Here is a 17,776-nt window from a genome sequence, read left to right on the forward strand (position 1 = left end):
AATCACAGACTTAGGCTGACAAGCGGAACAACAGTGACTATTTCGTGACCATGACGGAAGCCGCCGACCATCGTGAAGAGAGGCTGACGGCCGCGACCGAGGCGCGCGGGCTGGAGGCGCTGGTCTCGCGCGCGACGCGCGCTGGCAAGGGGCCGGCGCCGGTGGAACGCTGGAATCCGGCATTTTGCGGCGATCTCGACATGGAAATCAAGCAGGACGGCACCTGGTTCTATCTGGGAACGCCGATCGGCCGGATGCCGCTGGTGCAGCTTTTTTCCTCAGTGCTGCGCAAGGACGCGGACGGTAGAACCTACCTGGTGACGCCGGTGGAAAAGGTCGGCATCCGCGTCGCCGACGCGCCCTTCATTGCCGTCGAGATGGACGTGTCGGGCGCCGGCGACGGACAAATCGTCACCTTTCGCACCAATGTCGGCGACGTGGTAGAGGCTGGGGCGGGACACCCGCTGCGCTTCGTCGATGAGGACGAGACAGGTGGCCTGAAGCCTTATGTGCTGGTGCGCGGGCGGCTGGAGGCGCTGGTGGCACGGCCGGTGATGTACGAATTGGTCGAGCACGGCGAAGAGATCGACATCGGTGGCAAGACGATGTTTGCCGTCCGTTCCAAAGGCGAGGTCTATCCAATCATGCCGGCTGAGAAACTGAAACGGCTGAGCGCATGATGGACCGCCTATGATGGATCAGGTGATGCCGTTGCCGTTTTCCGCTGCCGGGTTTCGCCAGCGCGTCGCGGCACAGCCGCTGGCGCATGCCGGCGACGATTTTGGCGACCACCGCTTCAATCCGGGCCATCCCAGGCTGAAGCTGGCCAAGGCGCTGCGCGATGCCGCCGTGCTCATCCCGGTGGTCGATCATGGCCATGAAGCCACGGTCCTTTTGACCAGGCGGGCGGAAAAGCTGCGCAACCATTCGGGGCAGGTGGCTTTCCCCGGTGGTACCATCGATCCAACCGATGCGAGCCCGGAAACGGCGGCGTTGCGCGAGACATCCGAGGAGATCGGTCTCGATAGTGATTACATCGAGATCATCGGCCGTCTGCCGGACTACGTTTCCGGCAGCGGCTATCGCATCGCCCCGGTGCTCGGGATTGTACGGCCCGGTTTCAGCCTGACGCTGAATTCCGACGAAGTCGATGCCGTCTTCGAGGTGCCGCTGGGCTTTCTGATGGACCCCGCCAACCACACCAGAGACAGTCGCATGTGGAACGACCTCGAATGGTTCTATTACGAGATGCCCTATGGCGGCCAGCGCATCTGGGGCGTCACCGCGGGCATCATCCGTACGCTTTATGAAAGGCTCTATTCGTGAGCGATCCAGTATCGATCGCGGGCAAGGCCGGGTGGCTCGGCGAACACCACCTGCAGCGCCTGCTCGCCGCTCTGACTGATGGCGGCGAGGAGGCGCGTATCGCCGGCGGTGCGGTGCGCAACGCGCTCATCGGCCAGCCGGTCGCCGACATCGACATCGCCACCACCACGGTGCCCGAGGAAACCATCCGGCGCGCCGAGGCGGCAGGCTTCAAGACGGTACCGACCGGCATCGAGCATGGCACAGTCACCGCGGTCGGCCACGGCAAGGCCTATGAGGTCACCACGCTCCGTGCCGATATCGAAACCGACGGCCGGCGCGCCAAAGTGTCGTTCGGCCGCGACTGGAAAGCCGACGCTGAGCGGCGTGATTTCACTATCAATGCACTCTATGCCGAGGCCGATGGAACGGTCGTCGATCTGGTCGGCGGTATCGCCGATATCGAAGCGCGGAGGCTGCGATTCATCGGCGATCCGGAAGCGCGTATCCGCGAGGATTATCTGCGCATCCTGCGTTTCTTCCGTTTCTTCGCATGGTATGGCGACGGCAGGCCGGATGCCGAAGGGTTGAAGGCTTGTGCCCGGCTGAAGCAGGGGCTCGACCAGCTTTCGGTCGAGCGCGTCTGGTGGGAATTGAAGAAATTGCTGTCGGCGCCGGATCCGTCGCGGGCGCTGCTGTGGATGCGCCAGGCCGGCGTTCTGACCGCCGTTTTGCCGGAAAGCGAGAAATGGGGCATCGATGCCATCCACGGGCTGACCAAGACCGAGAAGGATCTGGCCTGGGCGCCGGACCCGCTGCTCAGGCTGGAAGCCATCGTGCCGCCGGATGCCGCGCGCATGAAAACGCTTGCCGAGAGATTGAGGCTTTCCGTGAGCGAAGCAAGCCGGCTGCGGAATTGGGCGATCACAGCTGCCGTCGATCCGAAAACGACCGAAGGAGAGTTGGCGAAAAGGCTCTATTTTGGCGACCGCCAAGGCTTTGTCGATCGGTTGCGGCTGTTGCTCGCTTCCGCTCGAGCCCGCGCGATCGAGGACAATGACGCACTGCTCGAAGCCGGCGGCTTCTCGCGCCTGCTTGCCTTCGCTGCAAAATGGCAAAACCCTGTTTTTCCGGTCAAGGGCGCCGATCTGACGACGCTTGGCGCATCACCGGGGCCGAAGCTTGGTGCAACGTTGAAGAATCTCGAAAAGGAATGGGTCGAGTCCGGTTTTGCGCTTGATCGCGGCGCGCTGCTCAAGCGCGCCGCGGAGGCACTCGAATCCTGACTGTCACGCTGCGTCGCGGACCTTTTCGATGCGCGAGCGGATCGCCTCGATCATCGTCTCGCGGATCACCGTCTCGCCGTGCGTCTCGCGCAGATGCTCGACGGCACGGCGCATGACCTCAGCCTCCTCCTCGGCGCGTGTGTGCCACTCGCAGCCGGGTACGAGCGACCCGCAATGGAATTCCTTCATCGGCTTCTCCTCATTTCCTCCTTGGAGCGCCGCGCCGCGCAATGACACGGAAGCTCCAGACCTTTGACTGCGCGATCCGGAAACCGCGTCCGGTATCCGGGCTACACGCTGGCCAGCTTAGCATAACACGATCGAACGGTTTTGGTTGCCTTAGAGTGCCGTGCGTCCAAGCCGACACGCGGCCCTCTAGTGATCGGGTTGCGAAAAGGCGGAGCATCGCTGCTCCGCCCTCTTACGCTACCCAGGAGTAAGACCTCGTCTTGCTCCAGCGGGCAGGACATCACTTCACGATCTTGACTGCCTCGGCAATTTTATCCTTGCCGCTCATATCCCACGTGACGCGGACCTTTTCGCCGACCTTCAGGCCAGGATCCTTGAAGGTCTGGGGCAACGTAAAGGTGGCTCCGTTATCCAGAACTAGGCTCATCGCCGTTCCATCAAAGCTTTTGATCGTGCCGGTGGTGTGCTTGACCGCAGCGAATGCGGCAGTACCAGAGGCGAGAACGGCAGCGGCGGCTGCGGTCATAATAAGCTTGCGCATGGCATGCTCTCCTGGAAAATGCGGGCACCGCTTGGGAAAGGTGCCCCATTCAATCATGGGCCGTCCGGTCACGTCGGGTCGCGGCTCTCGGGAGTAAAGAACCGCCGGCGTTTCCCGGCCCGACGCGACAAATAGCCCAATCTTTACAATGGTATATTAGACGAAAAAGATATTTTCTGGCGCGCCTTGCGCCACATTCGCCGTCAAATTCTGGGGATTTGGACCCGATTGCGGCTCACGTCGTGCTCACCGAGATTTTACGGCCATTTCGCTTCTGGCGGCAGGCTGGACAGGATCGAGGCGACATTGCCGCCGGTCTTCAGCCCGAAGATGGTGCCGCGATCGTGAAGCAAGTTGAATTCGACATAACGGCCGCGGCGGATGAGCTGCTCGTCACGGTCGCCATCGGTCCAGTTGTCATTGAAGTTGGCGCGCACCAGATGTCCGTAGACGACGAGAAAAGATCGCCCGACGTCCTGGACGAAGTTGAAATCGGCGTCCCAGCCGCCATTGTCCTCATCCGAATGCAGCCAGTCGAAGAAGATACCGCCGGTACCGCGTGGCTCGTCGCGGTGCGGCAGGTAGAAGTACTGGTCGCACCAGGCTTTGAATTTCACGTAGTCGGCGATCGCCGCGTTCTTCTCGCAGGCAAATTGCATCGCTCTGTGGAAGGCGATCGTGTCGGGGTCGTCCTGGCTGCGGCGGCGGTCGAGCACCGGTGTCAGGTCGGCGCCGCCGCCGAACCACTGGCGCGAGGTGACGACCATGCGCGTGTTCATATGCACGGCCGGCACGTTGGGGTTCCACGGATGGGCGATCAGCGAAATGCCGCTTGCCCAGAAGGAGGGGTCCTCTTCGGCGCCCGGCATCTGCTTCCTGAATTCGGGCGAGAACTCGCCGTGGACGGTCGAGGTGTGGACGCCGACCTTCTCGAAGACGCGGCCGTGCATCATCGACATGATACCGCCGCCGCCCTTGCCGGCATCGCGTTGCCACGGCGTCTTTTCGAAGCGGCCGGGCGACCAGCTGGCCTGCGGCCCCTGCAGGTCCTGCTCGATCTGCTCGAAGCTGGCACAGATGCGCTCGCGCAACGTCTCGAACCACAGCCGTGCCTTCGTCTTCTTCTGTTCGATGTCGGCTGGCAGCCCCGCCGGTATCTCGGGTCGTTGCAAATCCTGTCTCCGGTTGCGGGCGCGCCCGACAAATGACTCGTCTTTTCCGGCCGCGATCCCTAATCTCTTGGGTGCAAGGGTCAAGTGTGAATGGAGTTCTTTCGTGCGCACCCCGGCAAGACCGCCGCTGGATGGCCTGAAGAAGAGGCTCGACCGTTCGCGCGCCGAGAACGCGCGCATGCCGCGCGACGGCTTCCTGCGCGAGACCTTCGTGCTGCCGCGCTCGGACGCTCGTCTCAAGGCGAAGGAATGGTTCGAGCGCTTTCCTAAGCAGGCCTATTGGACCGAGATCGAAAGCTGGTTCGAGCGGCCGGGCGACGTCATCGAATTCACCATCAGGCGGCTGCCGGCGGCGGATTAACGCTCCGGTCTCGAGGCTGAACGTATCAGGGCTAGTTCATCTGCCCTGAACGATCTTGATAAACACGCTTCTGTCGCCCGTTCCAAGATGCGCTCGTTTCATCTCGGCATACGTCAGGCGCCCATTCGCGAAGGCCCGCACGGTTCTTCCGCACCAGACACGTGGCGCCGCGGCTGCGCTGACATTCATGATCTTGCCAGCTTCCTGCTTCGAACTGAGAGGCGATTGCTCCGAATGCCTGATGCATTCCGTAAGCACTTTCTTATACATGGCAGGACTGCCCTGAACCAAAGTCCTTGCCGTATTCCATTCACCTTCGCTCGGCATGCATCCAGCCAACACAATGGCGCCAAGCAACGCGGCGTAAGTCTTGTATGCAAATTTCAATTCTGCCCCCCAAGGTTAGTTGCAGGGGCGTATCAAGCACGGGCACATGACCTTCACAAGACTGTATAGTGACTAACGGACAGGATAAGTTCGCTGAACCCGTCCAGACCGTCATGGCTTCAACGCACGACCAGCCTGCGGGCGCCCGCGCCGTCCCTTGCCAGCCTGTCGTTCTTATTCCGCAGCGGACATTTGTCGATCGACATGCAGCCGCAGCCGATGCAGTCGCTCAGCCCGTCGCGCAGCTTCTTGAGCTGACTAATTTTCTGGTCGAGGTCGTCGCGCCAAGCCGTCGAAAGCAGGTTCCAATCCTCGCGCGTCGGCGTCCGGCCTTCAGGCAATGATCGAAGGGCTGTGCCGATCTCGGCCAGCGAAATGCCGACCTCCTGCGCTACCTTGATGATCGCCACCCGTCGCAGCACGTCGCGGCCGTAACGCCGCTGGTTGCCTGATGTGCGGTGGCTGCGGATCAGCCCGCGTGCTTCGTAGAAATGCAGCGCCGACACCGCCACGCCGCTGCGCATCGCCACCTGGCCGACTGTTAATTCCGTTGCCGCAGCCATCTCCGATTTTCCGCTTGACCTCAAGTTAAGTTGAGCTTGTAGCGAAGAAGCCTCGAAGATGCAAACGGCAGGAGAAGGCGATGGGCGTCTGGATGAGAATGACCGGAGAGGACGCAGTGTTGCGTGAGGATGACGCCTTGGTCGCTGCGGCCGGCGATCGCGTACACATCCTAGCGGAGCTGCCGGATCGCCTCGGCCGCCACCATTGCAACGGAAAGCGCGACGTTGATGCTGCGCGCGCCGGGCTGCATCGGGATGATCAGTCGCGCATCCGCCGCCTCGTGAACGGCGTCCGGCACGCCTGCGGATTCACGGCCGAACAAGAGAATGTCGTCGCCGGCAAAAGCGAAATCCGTGTAGGCGGCAGCTGCTTTGGTCGACAGCAGCACCAGCCGCCGCATGGCAAGCTTGCGCCAGTCCTCGAAGGCGTGCCAGTCGACATGGCGGGTCAGCGCCGCCATTTCGAGGTAGTCCATGCCGGCCCGTTTCAGCGCCCGGTCACCGAGCGGGAAGCCCGCCGGTTCGATGATGTCGACGCCGAGACCGAGGCAAGCGGCGAAGCGCAGGATTGTCCCGGTGTTGCCGGCGATATCAGGCTGATAGAGCGCGATGCGGAGACGGTCGTTCATTTCCGCGTCTTTCTAATAAGTGGCAGATCAGCCACAGAGCTCTCGCGGTTTTGGAAATTCCTGGACTGGCGGGTGGTCATTTTCTGCGAAGTCGGTTATACGGCCAGCATTGTCAACCCGAACCGATGGAGGGGTAATTCATGATGGCCATGCACATCCACCACCCCTCTCGTGGGCTTACCAGCCCGACGGCGGTTTCGGTACGACGATTCTCCTGACCTTCTAGACTTCAATCGCACCGATTCCCGCCGAAACCTTTTTCGGCCTTTGAAGGAATCCTGCGATGTTTTTCAAGCTGTGGAAGGGGCTGAACGCCCCACCTGAACACGCTTCGACCGATGCCACCTTTGCCGCGCCGCGCGTGCCCGCGGCCTGGGTTGGTTCACCCTTCTACCTGCATCTTCAACTGGAGGACGGACCGATGTTCGATCCATGTAGAATACCCGGCTCAAGAAGCCTGCACGAGCGCAAGACTGCGACCTGGGCGCTTTTGATCGGCGAGACCTACTCGTCGGCGGTTCACGCCGAGACCCGCCGGCGTCCGCATCGCGGCATGCTGCCGGACGTCGATTTCTCGCGCGCCGTTCCGGACTATAGCCGGCCGTCGCTGGTGCGCCGGATCATCAGGCTGATCCGGCCTGGTGCAAAAACCAGCGCGAAAATCCGGATCGTCAAAACGTCGTCAGCATCGTCAAACGAGACTGTCGGCGAAAGGCCCGCGACAACCTATATAGCGCGAAGCAGGACCGGCGAGGCGGACGATTCCGTATCGCCGGTCCTTGACGCCATGCGGTCTGGGCACCTCGTCCGTTCGCGTGCCGCGTGAGCGGAAACAGTATTGTGAGCATCTCTATGTTTAGCTGGTTTGAAAAAAGGCTCGATCCGTTCCCTGCCAAGGAGCCGGTCGAGCCGCCGCGGACACTGATCGCCTTCTGCGTGCATTATACGCGCGGCGCGTGGCCCTACATCGCTCTCGATGCGGTACTGGTGACGGCCATCGCCCTTGCCGAGGTGTGGATGTTCGGCTTCATGGGCCGGATCGTCGACTGGCTGTCCGGACAGAATCGCGAGACGTTCCTGCAGACCGAAGGCTTGAAGCTGGTCGGCATGGCCTTCATCGTGGTTTTCGCGCTGCCGGCGACGGTCTGGTTCCATTCGCTGCTCAACCAGCAGACGCTGATGGGTAATTATCCGATGCGTATCCGCTGGCAGGTGCATCGTTACCTGCTCAAGCAGTCGATGAGCTTCTATCAGGACGAGTTTGCCGGGCGGATCGCGACCAAGCTGATGCAGACCGCGCTCGCGGTGCGCGAGTGCGTCATCAAGCTCATCGATGTGCTCAACTATATCGTCGTCTATTTTCTCGGCATGCTGTTCATTGTCGGCTCGGCAGACTGGCGGCTGGCTGCGCCGCTTGCCGTCTGGCTTGCCGGATATGTCCTGCTGTTGCGCTATTTCATCCCGCGGCTGGGCAAGGTCGGCGAGGAGCAGGCCAATGCGCGCTCAACCATGACCGGCCGTGTCGTCGACAGCTACTCCAACATCCAGACGGTCAAGCTGTTCTCGCATGCGCGGCGCGAGGCATCCTTCGCCAAGGACGGTATGGCCGGCTTTCTCGATACAGTCTACCGGTCGATGCGGCTGGTGACACAGCTCTACGGCCTGCTCTACGTCCTAAATTCGCTGCTGTTGTTTTCGGTCACCGCAATCTCGCTATGGCTGTGGCTCGGCCAAGCCGTGACGATCGGCGCCGTCGCCCTGGTCATCGGCCTCGTGCTTCGGCTCTGGGGCATGTCGCAATGGATCATGTGGGAGATGTCCACGCTGTTCGAGAATATCGGCACGGTGCAGGACGGCATCGCCTCGATCTCGCTGCCGCGCCTCGTCGAAGACCGGCCTGGCGCCAAGGATATCGCCGTGACCAAGGGCGAGATCCGTTTTGAGGACATCCGCTTCCACTATGGCAAGCAGAGGGGCGTGATCGAAAGCCTGTCGCTGACGGTGAAGCCGGGCCAGAAGGTCGGCATCGTCGGCCGTTCGGGTGCCGGCAAGTCGACGCTGGTCAATCTTCTGTTGCGCTTCTATGACCTCGAAAGCGGCAAGGTCCTGATCGACGGCCAGGACATTGCGGCGGTGACGCAGGACTCGCTGCGCGCCCAGATCGGCATGGTCACGCAGGACACCTCGCTGCTGCATCGCTCGGTGCGCGAGAATATCCTCTATGGCCGGCCGGACGCCAGTGACCAGATGCTGATCGAGGCGGCGCGGCGCGCCGAGGCGCTGGATTTCATCGCCGGATTGTCGGATTCTAACGGTCGAAAGGGTTTCGACGCGCATGTCGGTGATCGCGGCGTCAAATTGTCCGGCGGCCAGCGGCAACGCATCGCCATAGCCCGTGTTATGCTGAAGGACGCACCAATCCTTATCCTCGACGAAGCGACCTCCGCCCTAGATTCCGAGGCCGAGGCGGCCATCCAGGAGAACCTCTACAGACTGATGCAAGGCAAGACCGTCATCGCCATTGCGCACCGGCTGTCGACGATCGCCGCCATGGACCGGCTCGTCGTCATGGACAAGGGCCGCGTCATCGAGGAAGGTTCGCATGAGGAACTGGTTGCCAGCGGCGGGCTCTACGCCCAGCTCTGGCAGCGCCAGTCGGGCGGCTTCCTGCTCGACGACGGCCCCTCTGCCAACGATGCAGCCGCCAACGATGCACTCGTCAAGGGTGAAGCCGCCGAATGACTGCCATCTACCGCTGGTTCGAGAACTGGGTCTATCCATTCCGGGAGCCTGCGGACCTTCGGCCACCTGCCGGCGTCAGGGGTTTCCTCTGGCATTATGTCGGGCAGGCGAAGATCGCCTTCTTCGCCATGCTGCTGATCGGCGGCATCGCGCCGTTAGTCGAAGCCGGACTGTTCTATTTCGTCGGGCGGCTGGTCGACATCCTCGACCAGCTTCCCGGCGAACGCAGCTGGCACGCGTTGTGGACTGCCGCCGGCCCGGAACTTGTCTTCATGATCGCGGTGGTGCTGGTCATCCGCACCATCGTCGTCGGCCTGTCGGCGCTGGTCGACGAGCAGACGATCACGCCGGGTTTCTATAATCTGGTGCGCTGGCAGGCGCATCGCCATGTCTCGCGCCAATCCTACGCCTTCTTCCAGAACGACTTTGCCGGACGTATCGCGACCAAGGTCTGGCAGGCGGGACAGGCGACCGGCGATCTGATGGAAAGCTTCATCGAGGTCGTCTGGTTCATGGTCGTCTATACGGTAACGACGCTGGCGCTGGTCGCCGGGCTCGATCTCCGGCTGGCGGTGCTGGTGGTGATCTGGATTACCGCCTTCGGCTTGCTGGCCAGGCGCTATTTGCCGGCGATCCGCAAGCATGCCGAAGCCACCGCCGAAGCCGGCTCGATGATCACCGGCCGCCTTGTCGATTCCTATTCGAACGTCCAGACGCTGAAACTGTTCTCGGCCGATGGCGACGACCGCTACATCAGGAACGGCTTCGACATCTATCTCGACGCGCTGCGCCCGTTCACCCGCAGGCTGACCGGCGTGCGCATGGCACTGACGATGCTGTCGGGCATTATGATCACGGCGATCGCCTGCTTTGCCGTTTATCTCTGGGTCGAGGGTTCGATCACAGTCGGCGCCGTGGCTTTCACGCTGTCTTTGGTGCTGCGGCTGAACATGCTGCTCGGCCGGCTGATGATGCAGCTCAACGGCATCTTGCGGAACCTCGGCGTGCTGGAAAACTCCAAGGCGCTGATCTCACAGCCGCTCGGCCTGATTGATGCGCCGGACGCGAAAGAGATTGTCGTCGGCGGCGGGCGTATCGACGTCAGCAATGTCGAGTTCCACTACGGCAAGGGGTCCGGCGTGCTCGACGGCATCGACCTCGTCGTGCGGCCGGGCGAAAAGGTCGGCCTGGTCGGCCCGTCCGGCGCCGGCAAGACGACCTTGGTCAATCTGATCCTGCGCCTCTACGACCTCGAGAGCGGCAAGATCACCATTGACGGGCAGGACGTCTCCAGGGTCACGCAGAATTCGCTGCGCGCCAATATCGGCGTCGTCAGCCAGGATACGGCACTTTTCCACCGCTCGCTGCGCGACAACATCAAGCTCGGCATGCCGGAAGCGACCGACGCCGAGGTGGTCGCGGCAGCGAAGAAGGCCGAGGCGCACGAGTTCATCCTCGGTCTGCGCGACAATCGCGATCGTATCGGCTACGAGGCCTATGTCGGCGAGCGCGGCGTCAAGCTCTCCGGCGGCCAGCGCCAGCGCGTGGCGATCGCCCGCGTCTTCCTCAAGGATGCACCGATCCTGGTGCTCGATGAGGCGACCTCGGCGCTCGATTCCGACATCGAGGCGGCGATCCAGGAAAATCTGGCAAGGCTGATGGAAGGCAAGACGGTCATCGCCATCGCGCATCGGCTGTCGACCATTGCGGCACTCGACCGGCTGGTGGTGCTCGACGAGGGCCGCATCGTCGAGCAAGGCACGCATGACGAGCTGGTCGGGCTCGACGGGCTCTATGCCAGGCTGTGGAAGCGGCAGTCCGGCGGCTTCCTGTTCAACGAGGAGAGCGCGCTGGCCGAGACCCGGCCGGCGGAGTAGTTTCTAAAAACCGGAGTAGACCATGGCGGTGAGAATGCCATCGAATTTCGGACGGTCCGGCGCGCAGGAGAGCGCGTTGGACCTGCTTGGCCATGAAATCCTCGGCGAGAAGGCGGCCGCGCTCGGCCGCGCCGGCCGGCGCGTCGAGGAAACATTGACGAGGCTGCGCGAGAATGGCGACAGCGACGATCGAGCCCGGCTGCTCAGGGATGCAGCCGAAGCGGTGCACAGCTATTTCATCCAGCGCGAACTCTGCGGCCTGCGCAAGCACGACGCGGTGATCCGGGAATACAATATTCCCAAGGCCGTGCTGGCCAGGCTCGGCGCCAGCGCATGATCCGAACCGAAATCGGTTTGGGAGGCGCTATTCCAGCCACTCGGTGATGAAGCTGCCGTTCTCGTGTATGTCGGTGGTTTCCAGCGGGCCTGGATTGGTGAATTTGTGCGGCGTGTTCGGCGGTACGACCAGGATCTGGCCGGCTGTGGCCTCGATCTGCCGGTCGCCGACGGTGAACAGACCGGTCCCGGTCCGGATGATAAAAATCTCGCAATAGGGATGGCTGTGCAGCCTGGGGCCGCCGCCGATCTCGGGCAGGTAGTTGAAGATCAGGCAGCTGCGGGAGCCGTAAGCTCCGCCTTGCAGCCCGCCCTGCCAGTGGTCGGGCCAGCGGTCGGGCGCTTCGGCCCATTTGTCGCGATCTATGACATGCGCCATAGGCCGAGGATAAACCGGGCCAGCGCCAGCTGTCGAGGCGAACGCAGCCAGTTGGTTTTGCTGCTGTTTTCCAATCGTTCCGCCGTGCGAATTACGCCCCCGCGACAATCTGCCCTTGTGCCTTCACCCGTCTGGACAAAAACAGGCTTCACGCATAAACCCAAGTCCCAAATGCCGGAGGAATTCGCTAGCCTGTTCGCCATGCGCAGTCGGGCCGGCGCGATTGAGCGGGGAACAAGGCTCGGCCGCCGGCACGGAAAAGGCGAAAGGATCAGGCACCCGTGAGCGCAACCGACACCCAGGATCCCAACCGTCGTGATTTTCTCTACGTCGCCACTGGCATGGCGGCGGTGGTCGGCGCGGGCGCTGTCGCTTGGCCGTTCATCGATCAGATGCGTCCGGATGCCTCGACGCTGGCCCTTGCCTCGGTTGAGGTCGACGTATCTTCGCTGACGCCAGGAATGTCGCTCGTTGTGAAGTGGCGGGGCAAGCCGGTGGTCGTGCGCAACCGCACCGAGCAAGAGATGAAGGACGGCGAGGCGGTCAATCTCGCCGAGCTCAAGGATCCAATCGCCCGCAACGCCAATTTGCCGGCCGACGCCCCGGCAACCGACGCCAACCGCACCACGCCGGGCAAGGAAGCCTGGATGGTGATGGTCCAGGTCTGCACCCATCTCGGCTGCATCCCGCTCGGCCAGGAAGGCGATTTCGGCGGCTGGTTCTGCCCGTGCCACGGTTCCGTATACGATACCGCCGGCCGCATCCGGAAGGGGCCGGCGCCCGAGAACATGGCGGTGCCGGTGTTCCAGTTCATTTCCGACACCAAGATCCGTATCGGCTGAGGCAAGGGATATTTCCATGAGCGAGGGACACTCGACCTATACGCCCAAGACCGGCATCGGACGCTGGTTCGATTCGCGCATGCCGCTGCCGCGGCTGGTCTATGACAGCTTCATCGCCTATCCGGTGCCGCGCAATTTGAATTACGCCTGGACCTTCGGCGGCATTCTCGCGCTCATGCTGGCGGCGCAGATCCTGACCGGTATCGTGCTGGCCATGCACTACGCGGCCGACAGCACTCTCGCCTTCGATTCGGTCGAGAAGATCATGCGCGACGTCAATTCGGGCTGGCTGCTGCGCTACCTGCATTCGAACGGCGCGTCGTTCTTCTTCGTCGCCGTCTACATCCATATTTTCCGTGGCCTCTACTACGGCTCCTACAAGGCGCCGCGCGAGCTGCTGTGGATCCTCGGCTGCATCATCTACCTCTTGATGATGGCGACCGGGTTCATGGGCTATGTGCTGCCCTGGGGCCAGATGAGCTTCTGGGGCGCCACCGTCATCACCGGCTTCTTCACGGCGATCCCGCTGGTCGGCGACTGGATCCAGCAACTTTTGCTCGGCGGCTTCGCGGTCGACAATCCGACGCTGAACCGCTTCTTTGCGCTGCATTACCTGCTGCCGTTCATGATCGCCGGCGTCGTCGTGCTGCACATCTGGGCGCTTCACGTCGTCGGCCAGAACAATCCGACCGGCATCGAGGTCAAATCGAAGACCGACACGCTCGCCTTCACGCCTTACGCGACCATCAAGGATGGGTTCGGCATGATCGTGTTCCTGTTCGTCTTCGCCTATTTCGTCTTTTATCTGCCGAACTATCTCGGCCATCCGGACAATTACACCGTTGCCAACCCCCTGAAGACGCCGGCCCACATTGTGCCGGAATGGTACTTCCTGCCGTTCTACGCGATCCTGCGCGCTATCACCTTCAATATCGGGCCCATCAACTCCAAGCTCGGCGGCGTGCTCTGCATGTTCGGCGCGATTGTCATGCTGTTCCTGGTGCCGTGGCTCGACACCTCGAAGGTGCGCTCGGCAGTCTACCGGCCCTGGTACAAGCTGTTCTTCTGGCTGTTCGTGGCCGACGCCATCCTGCTCGGCTGGCTGGGCTCGCAGCCGGCCGAGGGCAGCTATGTGTTCATGGCGCAGATGGCGACGCTGTTCTACTTCGCCTTCTTCCTGGTAGCGCTGCCGGTACTTGGGCTGATCGAGACGCCGCGGCGGCTGCCGAATTCGATTACCGAGGCGGTGCTCGGGAAGAACAAGGGTGGCGGTGGACATCCTGCCGGCGCCACGGCCGCGCCGGAAACCAAAGGCTGAGCATGATCCCGAAAAGTGGAAACCGGTTTTCGGACAAGATCATGCTCGAGACGATGACAGCGCGTCAGAGAATCTCAAGGGGATTTGCATGAAGAAGATTCTCACCTCGCTGGCGCTGCTTGGCCTTGTGGCCGCTGGCATTGGGGCCACAGGCACTGGAGCGCGCGCCCAGGAAGAGGCGCACAACGAGGCGGCGCCGACGCATTTCCCGATACACGAACCAAAGGAAATGGACTGGAGCTTCGCCGGGCCGTTCGGCACCTACGACAAGGCCCAGCTGCAGCGCGGGCTGAAGGTCTACAAGGAAGTCTGCTCAGCCTGTCATTCGATGAATTTGGTGGCGTTCCGCACGCTGGAAGGCCTTGGCTATTCGGATGCGCAGATCAAGACGCTGGCGGCCGAATACACGATCCACGACGGCCCGAACGATGCCGGCGACATGTTCGATCGCCCCGGCAAGCCGTCCGACCATTTCCCGGCGCCGTTCCCCAATGCGGAAGCGGCGGCGGCGGCCAATGGCGGCGCAGCACCGCCCGACATGTCGCTGCTGGCCAAGGCGCGCGGCGTCGAACGCGGCTTCCCGCGCTTCGTCTTCGACATCTTCACGCAATATGCCCAGGGCGGTCCCGACTACATCCACTCGCTGCTGACCGGCTACGACCAGCAGCCGCCGGCGGGCATGGTCATACCGGAAGGCACGCATTACAATCCGTACTTCCTGTCCGGCGTGTCGCTGAAGATGCCGAAGCCGCTCTCTGACGGCCAGGTAACCTATGATGACGGCGCGCCGCAGACGGTCGACCAGTATTCGCGCGACGTGTCGGCCTTCCTGATGTGGGCGGCCGAGCCACACCTCGAGGATCGCAAGAAGACCGGCTTTCGCGTGCTGGCCTTCCTGCTGCTGTTCGGTGCGCTGGTCTACCTGACCAAGCGCAAGGTGTGGGCCGGCGTAGCGCACTGAGCCCTGCAACACACGAGACCGGGAGGGCGTCGAAAGGCGCCCTTTTCATTGCAGGCATTTCGATTCATTGCAGCCGTCGCTGAGCACGCCCTTTGCCGGACAATTTTCCGTCAGGCGTCACATGGCGGTAGCCGGACTTAGCTGCACCGGGTTACGATTGGCCAATTCCCTTCACGTCTTCAGCCGAATCTGAAAGGCCCGGAGAGCCGCTTGATGAAATCCTCGCTCGAAGAGACGCTGCTTGCCGCGATCCGCACCATTCCGGATTATCCCAAGCCGGGGGTCCTGTTTCGCGACATCACCACGCTGCTCGGCAATGCGCGGGCCTTCCGCCGCGCCATCGACGAGCTGGTGCATCCCTATGCCGGCCTCAAGATCGACAAGATCGCCGGCATCGAGGCGCGCGGCTTCATCCTCGGCGGCGCCATCGCCCACCAGCTCTCGGCCGGCTTCGTGCCGATCCGCAAGAAGGGCAAGTTGCCTTACGAGACGGTGCGCGTCGCCTACAGCCTGGAATACGGGCTGGACGAGATGGAGATGCACAAGGACGGTGTTTCTCCAGGCGAGAAGGTAATCCTCGTCGACGATTTGATCGCCACCGGCGGCACGGCCGAGGCGGCCGTCAAGCTATTGCGGCAGATCGGCGCCGATATCCTCGCCGCCTGCTTCGTCATCGACCTGCCGGACCTTGGCGGCCGAGAGAGGTTAGAGGCGCTCGGCGTACCGGTGAGGACGCTGATCGGGTTTGAGGGGCATTGAGCGTTTCTTCCTTCTCCCCTGTGGGAGAGGGAAAGAACTCCGCTCATTCCACCTTCACCAGCACGGCACTTTCGAATTCGATGACCTTGTCGCCGGTCGAATCGAAGGCCTCCGAGCGGAGCGTCAGCAGCCGCCAGCCCGGTCGCGAGGCAATGGGGCGATGGGCCAGCGCGGTGCGGGTGAAAGTCACGGTTTCCCCGGCATAGACAGGTTTGGGCCATTTGAGGTTCTTGAAGCCGGGCGAGGGGCCGAATTCCGGCACCGGCCCAGGACCGGGCCAGCGGGCGACCTCTGCCTCTATGCCAGCCTCGAGGTTCAATTTCATCCAGGTGGCGGCGGTGTGCCAGCCCGAGGCGCAGAGCCCGCCGAATATGCTGTTCCTCGCCGCCTCTTCGTCGATATGGAATATCTGCGGGTCGTATTTGCGGGCGAACGCCTTGATCGCCTCCGGTTCGAATCGATGTGAACCGAGCGTGACGGTGATACCGATGCAGAAGAATTCGTCGAGGCTCACGCACGGCCCTCGCGGGTGAGGAACATGACGGTGTTTTCGAGCTCGAAAACACCTTCGCCGCGCTGGTTGAACAACTCGCTGCGCATGGTCACCAGGCCAAGCCTGGGCTTCGATCTGGACAGTCGCTTGGCAAGGACGGTGGTGCTGCCGGTCAACAGGTCGCCGGCCAGGACTGGCCGTTTCCATTTGACCTGGTCGACGCCCGGCGCGCCCTGCGAGGTCGAGTCGAGCAGGAAGGCATCGCACAGCATGCGCATGAACATGGCGCAGGTGTGCCAGCCCGAAGCCGCCAGCCCGCCGAGAATGCTGGCCTGGCCCGCGGCCTCGTCGAGATGCATCGGCTGGGCATCGAATTCACCGGCGAATTCTATGATTTCGGCGGCACTTACCAGCTTGGTGCCGAGGTCGAGCGAAGCGCCCTCGATAAAATCCTCATAAGCCCAGGTCTTTGCGGTCATGGTCTGGAAATCCTGTTCAGGATTGTACGATCGCTACGGGTCCGGGTCCCGGATGCAGGCAGCGTGGCATTTGGTCAAGCAATTTCTATTGCGCCAGCCCGCTGCGCCCAAGCCGCAGCGCGGTATTGACGACCCTATAGCCAGCCGCGGCGGCGGAAATACCAGAAGGGCAGGATTGCCGAAAGCACCATCATGCCGATGGCGAAGGGATAGCCAAAGTGCCATTTGAGCTCAGGGATGATGTCGAAATTCATGCCGTAGATCGAAGCGACAAGCGTCGGCGGCAGGAAGATGACAGCGGCGACGGAGAAGATCTTGATGATGGCGTTCTGCTCGATCGAGATCATGCCGAGCGTCGCGTCGAGCAGGAAGCTGATCTTCTGCGACAGGAACGTGGCGTGGTCGGCGAGCGACAGCACGTCGCGCGACAAGGTCTTGATGCGAGCGCGGGTGTCCTTGCTCATCCTGCTTTGCGTGGAGGCATGGGCGAGAAAGCCGGCAAGGCGCTGCAGCGAGATCAGGCTGTCGCGGATCGAGGAGGCGAGGTCCTCCTTGCGGCCAATGCCTTTCAACAGCTCCTGGAAGTCGCGGTTGCGCTTGGAAACCTTGGTCGAGCGTGCCTCGAAGATGTCGCGCGAGATCGCCTCGACGTCGCGGCCGGCGCGCTCCAGAATGTCGGCGAGGCGGTCGACGATCGCCTCCAGCAGTCCGATCAGGATGGTGTCACCGCTGGTGCAACCGGTCGCCACCTTTTCGGCGCGCAGCGGAAAGGTCTTGAACGCCTTCGGTTCGTGGTACCGCACGGTGATCAGCCTGCTGCCGGCGAGCACGAAGGTAACCGGCGACATCAACGGATCGTTCACCTCGGTCTGCGCAGGCAGAATGGCGGTCATGAAGTAGGCGCCGTCCTCGACGTAGAGACGGCTCGAGATCTCGATCTCTTCCATCTCTTCGCGGGTCGGAACGGCGACGCCGAGCCAGGTCTCGATTGAAGTCTCTTCTTCCTTTGTCGGGTTGAAGAGGTCGACCCAGACGACAGTGTCGCTGTTTTGCAAGAGATCGTCGACCAGGCGCAGGCGATCATTGTCGACGACGAAGGCCTTGATCATCGCCGGGTCTCCCTTGCTGTTGCCAAAGAGCGTTCGTTTGGAGGGGGC

At 62.4% G+C, this 17,776-nt stretch carries 22 protein-coding genes; 12 read left to right on the plus strand and 10 right to left on the minus strand.

Features of this window, described 5'->3' with window-relative positions; all coding sequences use genetic code 11:
- Positions 1-50: 50 nt before the first annotated feature.
- From NKJ32_RS08775 to NKJ32_RS08785, 3 genes are read left to right on the plus strand one after another with little or no spacing between them, the layout of a single operon-like run.
- The gene (locus NKJ32_RS08775) at positions 51-680 is read left to right on the plus strand and encodes a DUF1285 domain-containing protein (RefSeq protein ID WP_023679493.1); all 630 of its coding nucleotides are present in this window, start codon (positions 51-53) and stop codon (positions 678-680) included.
- Positions 681-693: 13 nt separating this feature from the next.
- Positions 694-1,326: a CoA pyrophosphatase gene (locus tag NKJ32_RS08780; RefSeq protein WP_023679492.1), complete on the plus strand. Its 633-nt coding sequence runs from the start codon at positions 694-696 to the stop codon at positions 1,324-1,326.
- Positions 1,323-2,591, plus strand: coding sequence for a CCA tRNA nucleotidyltransferase (locus tag NKJ32_RS08785; protein WP_352568017.1), 1,269 nt, complete (start codon positions 1,323-1,325; stop codon positions 2,589-2,591). The genes NKJ32_RS08780 and NKJ32_RS08785 overlap by 4 nt, the downstream gene beginning before the upstream one ends.
- Before the next feature lie 3 nt (positions 2,592-2,594).
- Here the strand turns inward: NKJ32_RS08785 and NKJ32_RS08790 are convergent, their stop codons facing one another.
- The 3 genes from NKJ32_RS08790 to hemF form a co-directional block, all read right to left on the minus strand.
- A complete protein-coding gene (locus tag NKJ32_RS08790) occupies positions 2,595-2,780 on the minus strand; it encodes a DUF1059 domain-containing protein (RefSeq protein WP_023679490.1) in 186 nt (61 codons plus the stop codon).
- 280 nt (positions 2,781-3,060) lie between these two features.
- Positions 3,061-3,321 (minus strand): DUF1344 domain-containing protein, encoded by a 261-nt coding sequence (locus NKJ32_RS08795; protein WP_023679489.1) that lies wholly within the window; start codon positions 3,319-3,321, stop codon positions 3,061-3,063.
- A 257-nt stretch (positions 3,322-3,578) separates the two neighbouring features.
- On the minus strand, positions 3,579-4,493 hold the full coding sequence (gene hemF / locus NKJ32_RS08800; RefSeq protein ID WP_352827348.1) for an oxygen-dependent coproporphyrinogen oxidase: 915 nt from the start codon (positions 4,491-4,493) through the stop codon (positions 3,579-3,581).
- A gap of 103 nt (positions 4,494-4,596) precedes the next feature.
- On the opposite strand from hemF, the gene NKJ32_RS08805 reads away from it, so the two are divergent.
- Positions 4,597-4,854, plus strand: a complete 258-nt coding sequence (locus NKJ32_RS08805; protein ID WP_023679487.1) for a hypothetical protein — start codon at positions 4,597-4,599, stop codon at positions 4,852-4,854.
- Between the two features lie 36 nt (positions 4,855-4,890).
- On the opposite strand, the gene NKJ32_RS08810 is transcribed toward NKJ32_RS08805, so the two are convergent.
- The 3 genes from NKJ32_RS08810 to NKJ32_RS08820 form a co-directional block, all read right to left on the minus strand.
- Positions 4,891-5,241, minus strand: a complete 351-nt coding sequence (locus NKJ32_RS08810) for a hypothetical protein (protein ID WP_156937440.1) — start codon at positions 5,239-5,241, stop codon at positions 4,891-4,893.
- A gap of 119 nt (positions 5,242-5,360) precedes the next feature.
- Positions 5,361-5,804, minus strand: a complete 444-nt coding sequence (soxR, locus tag NKJ32_RS08815) for a redox-sensitive transcriptional activator SoxR (protein ID WP_023679485.1) — start codon at positions 5,802-5,804, stop codon at positions 5,361-5,363.
- 170 nt (positions 5,805-5,974) lie between these two features.
- On the minus strand, positions 5,975-6,433 hold the full coding sequence (locus NKJ32_RS08820; RefSeq protein ID WP_023679484.1) for a tRNA (cytidine(34)-2'-O)-methyltransferase: 459 nt from the start codon (positions 6,431-6,433) through the stop codon (positions 5,975-5,977).
- Positions 6,434-6,716: 283 nt separating this feature from the next.
- Between NKJ32_RS08820 and NKJ32_RS08825 the strand changes: the two genes are divergently transcribed.
- From NKJ32_RS08825 to NKJ32_RS08840, 4 genes are read left to right on the plus strand one after another with little or no spacing between them, the layout of a single operon-like run.
- On the plus strand, positions 6,717-7,259 hold the full coding sequence (locus NKJ32_RS08825; RefSeq protein ID WP_031212588.1) for a hypothetical protein: 543 nt from the start codon (positions 6,717-6,719) through the stop codon (positions 7,257-7,259).
- Positions 7,260-7,285: 26 nt separating this feature from the next.
- Positions 7,286-9,175 (plus strand): ABC transporter ATP-binding protein, encoded by a 1,890-nt coding sequence (locus NKJ32_RS08830; RefSeq protein ID WP_352827351.1) that lies wholly within the window; start codon positions 7,286-7,288, stop codon positions 9,173-9,175.
- Positions 9,172-11,052, plus strand: coding sequence for an ABC transporter ATP-binding protein (locus tag NKJ32_RS08835; RefSeq protein WP_352568015.1), 1,881 nt, complete (start codon positions 9,172-9,174; stop codon positions 11,050-11,052). Before NKJ32_RS08830 ends, NKJ32_RS08835 begins: the two co-directional genes overlap by 4 nt.
- Positions 11,053-11,074: 22 nt before the next feature.
- On the plus strand, positions 11,075-11,389 hold the full coding sequence (locus tag NKJ32_RS08840; RefSeq protein WP_352586764.1) for a DUF6665 family protein: 315 nt from the start codon (positions 11,075-11,077) through the stop codon (positions 11,387-11,389).
- Between the two features lie 27 nt (positions 11,390-11,416).
- Here the strand turns inward: NKJ32_RS08840 and NKJ32_RS08845 are convergent, their stop codons facing one another.
- A complete protein-coding gene (locus NKJ32_RS08845; RefSeq protein ID WP_352690619.1) occupies positions 11,417-11,767 on the minus strand; it encodes a cupin domain-containing protein in 351 nt (116 codons plus the stop codon).
- A gap of 281 nt (positions 11,768-12,048) precedes the next feature.
- Here NKJ32_RS08845 and petA point away from each other — a divergent pair, with 281 nt between their 5' ends.
- The 4 genes from petA to NKJ32_RS08865 all read left to right on the plus strand — a co-directional run bounded on the left by petA (position 12,049) and on the right by NKJ32_RS08865 (position 15,647).
- Positions 12,049-12,609: a ubiquinol-cytochrome c reductase iron-sulfur subunit gene (petA, locus tag NKJ32_RS08850; protein ID WP_023719206.1), complete on the plus strand. Its 561-nt coding sequence runs from the start codon at positions 12,049-12,051 to the stop codon at positions 12,607-12,609.
- Positions 12,610-12,625: 16 nt separating this feature from the next.
- Positions 12,626-13,927, plus strand: a complete 1,302-nt coding sequence (locus tag NKJ32_RS08855; RefSeq protein WP_352586768.1) for a cytochrome b — start codon at positions 12,626-12,628, stop codon at positions 13,925-13,927.
- Positions 13,928-14,015: 88 nt separating this feature from the next.
- Positions 14,016-14,888 (plus strand): cytochrome c1, encoded by an 873-nt coding sequence (locus NKJ32_RS08860; protein ID WP_352586770.1) that lies wholly within the window; start codon positions 14,016-14,018, stop codon positions 14,886-14,888.
- Between the two features lie 213 nt (positions 14,889-15,101).
- Entirely contained in the window at positions 15,102-15,647 is a 546-nt protein-coding gene (locus NKJ32_RS08865) for an adenine phosphoribosyltransferase (RefSeq protein WP_023679476.1), read from the plus strand.
- Between the two features lie 43 nt (positions 15,648-15,690).
- Here the strand turns inward: NKJ32_RS08865 and NKJ32_RS08870 are convergent, their stop codons facing one another.
- The 3 genes from NKJ32_RS08870 to corA form a co-directional block, all read right to left on the minus strand.
- Positions 15,691-16,161, minus strand: a complete 471-nt coding sequence (locus NKJ32_RS08870) for a MaoC family dehydratase (protein WP_023678444.1) — start codon at positions 16,159-16,161, stop codon at positions 15,691-15,693.
- Positions 16,158-16,619, minus strand: a complete 462-nt coding sequence (locus NKJ32_RS08875; protein ID WP_352575772.1) for a MaoC family dehydratase — start codon at positions 16,617-16,619, stop codon at positions 16,158-16,160. Before NKJ32_RS08875 ends, NKJ32_RS08870 begins: the two co-directional genes overlap by 4 nt.
- 134 nt (positions 16,620-16,753) lie before the next feature.
- Entirely contained in the window at positions 16,754-17,728 is a 975-nt protein-coding gene (gene corA, locus NKJ32_RS08880; RefSeq protein ID WP_352508136.1) for a magnesium/cobalt transporter CorA, read from the minus strand.
- Positions 17,729-17,776: the final 48 nt, after the last annotated feature.

The organism is Mesorhizobium sp. M0159 (assembly GCF_040322295.1).
Classification (GTDB): Bacteria; Pseudomonadota; Alphaproteobacteria; order Rhizobiales; family Rhizobiaceae; genus Mesorhizobium.

Excerpts from the sequence above, each read along its gene's own strand:
- NKJ32_RS08865 (WP_023679476.1), top strand. The coding sequence starts at position 15,102 with ATGAAATCCTCGCTCGAAGAGACGCTGCTTGCCGCGATCCGCACCATT.
- corA (WP_352508136.1), bottom strand. The coding sequence starts at position 17,728 with ATGATCAAGGCCTTCGTCGTCGACAATGATCGCCTGCGCCTGGTCGAC.
- NKJ32_RS08855 (WP_352586768.1), top strand. The coding sequence starts at position 12,626 with ATGAGCGAGGGACACTCGACCTATACGCCCAAGACCGGCATCGGACGC.
- NKJ32_RS08860 (WP_352586770.1), top strand. The coding sequence starts at position 14,016 with ATGAAGAAGATTCTCACCTCGCTGGCGCTGCTTGGCCTTGTGGCCGCT.
- NKJ32_RS08830 (WP_352827351.1), top strand. The coding sequence starts at position 7,286 with ATGTTTAGCTGGTTTGAAAAAAGGCTCGATCCGTTCCCTGCCAAGGAG.
- soxR (WP_023679485.1), bottom strand. The coding sequence starts at position 5,804 with ATGGCTGCGGCAACGGAATTAACAGTCGGCCAGGTGGCGATGCGCAGC.
- NKJ32_RS08845 (WP_352690619.1), bottom strand. The coding sequence starts at position 11,767 with ATGGCGCATGTCATAGATCGCGACAAATGGGCCGAAGCGCCCGACCGC.
- NKJ32_RS08825 (WP_031212588.1), top strand. The coding sequence starts at position 6,717 with ATGTTTTTCAAGCTGTGGAAGGGGCTGAACGCCCCACCTGAACACGCT.
- NKJ32_RS08780 (WP_023679492.1), top strand. The coding sequence starts at position 694 with ATGGATCAGGTGATGCCGTTGCCGTTTTCCGCTGCCGGGTTTCGCCAG.
- NKJ32_RS08775 (WP_023679493.1), top strand. The coding sequence starts at position 51 with ATGACGGAAGCCGCCGACCATCGTGAAGAGAGGCTGACGGCCGCGACC.
- NKJ32_RS08835 (WP_352568015.1), top strand. The coding sequence starts at position 9,172 with ATGACTGCCATCTACCGCTGGTTCGAGAACTGGGTCTATCCATTCCGG.
- NKJ32_RS08875 (WP_352575772.1), bottom strand. The coding sequence starts at position 16,619 with ATGACCGCAAAGACCTGGGCTTATGAGGATTTTATCGAGGGCGCTTCG.
- NKJ32_RS08795 (WP_023679489.1), bottom strand. The coding sequence starts at position 3,321 with ATGCGCAAGCTTATTATGACCGCAGCCGCCGCTGCCGTTCTCGCCTCT.
- NKJ32_RS08840 (WP_352586764.1), top strand. The coding sequence starts at position 11,075 with ATGGCGGTGAGAATGCCATCGAATTTCGGACGGTCCGGCGCGCAGGAG.
- NKJ32_RS08820 (WP_023679484.1), bottom strand. The coding sequence starts at position 6,433 with ATGAACGACCGTCTCCGCATCGCGCTCTATCAGCCTGATATCGCCGGC.
- NKJ32_RS08790 (WP_023679490.1), bottom strand. The coding sequence starts at position 2,780 with ATGAAGGAATTCCATTGCGGGTCGCTCGTACCCGGCTGCGAGTGGCAC.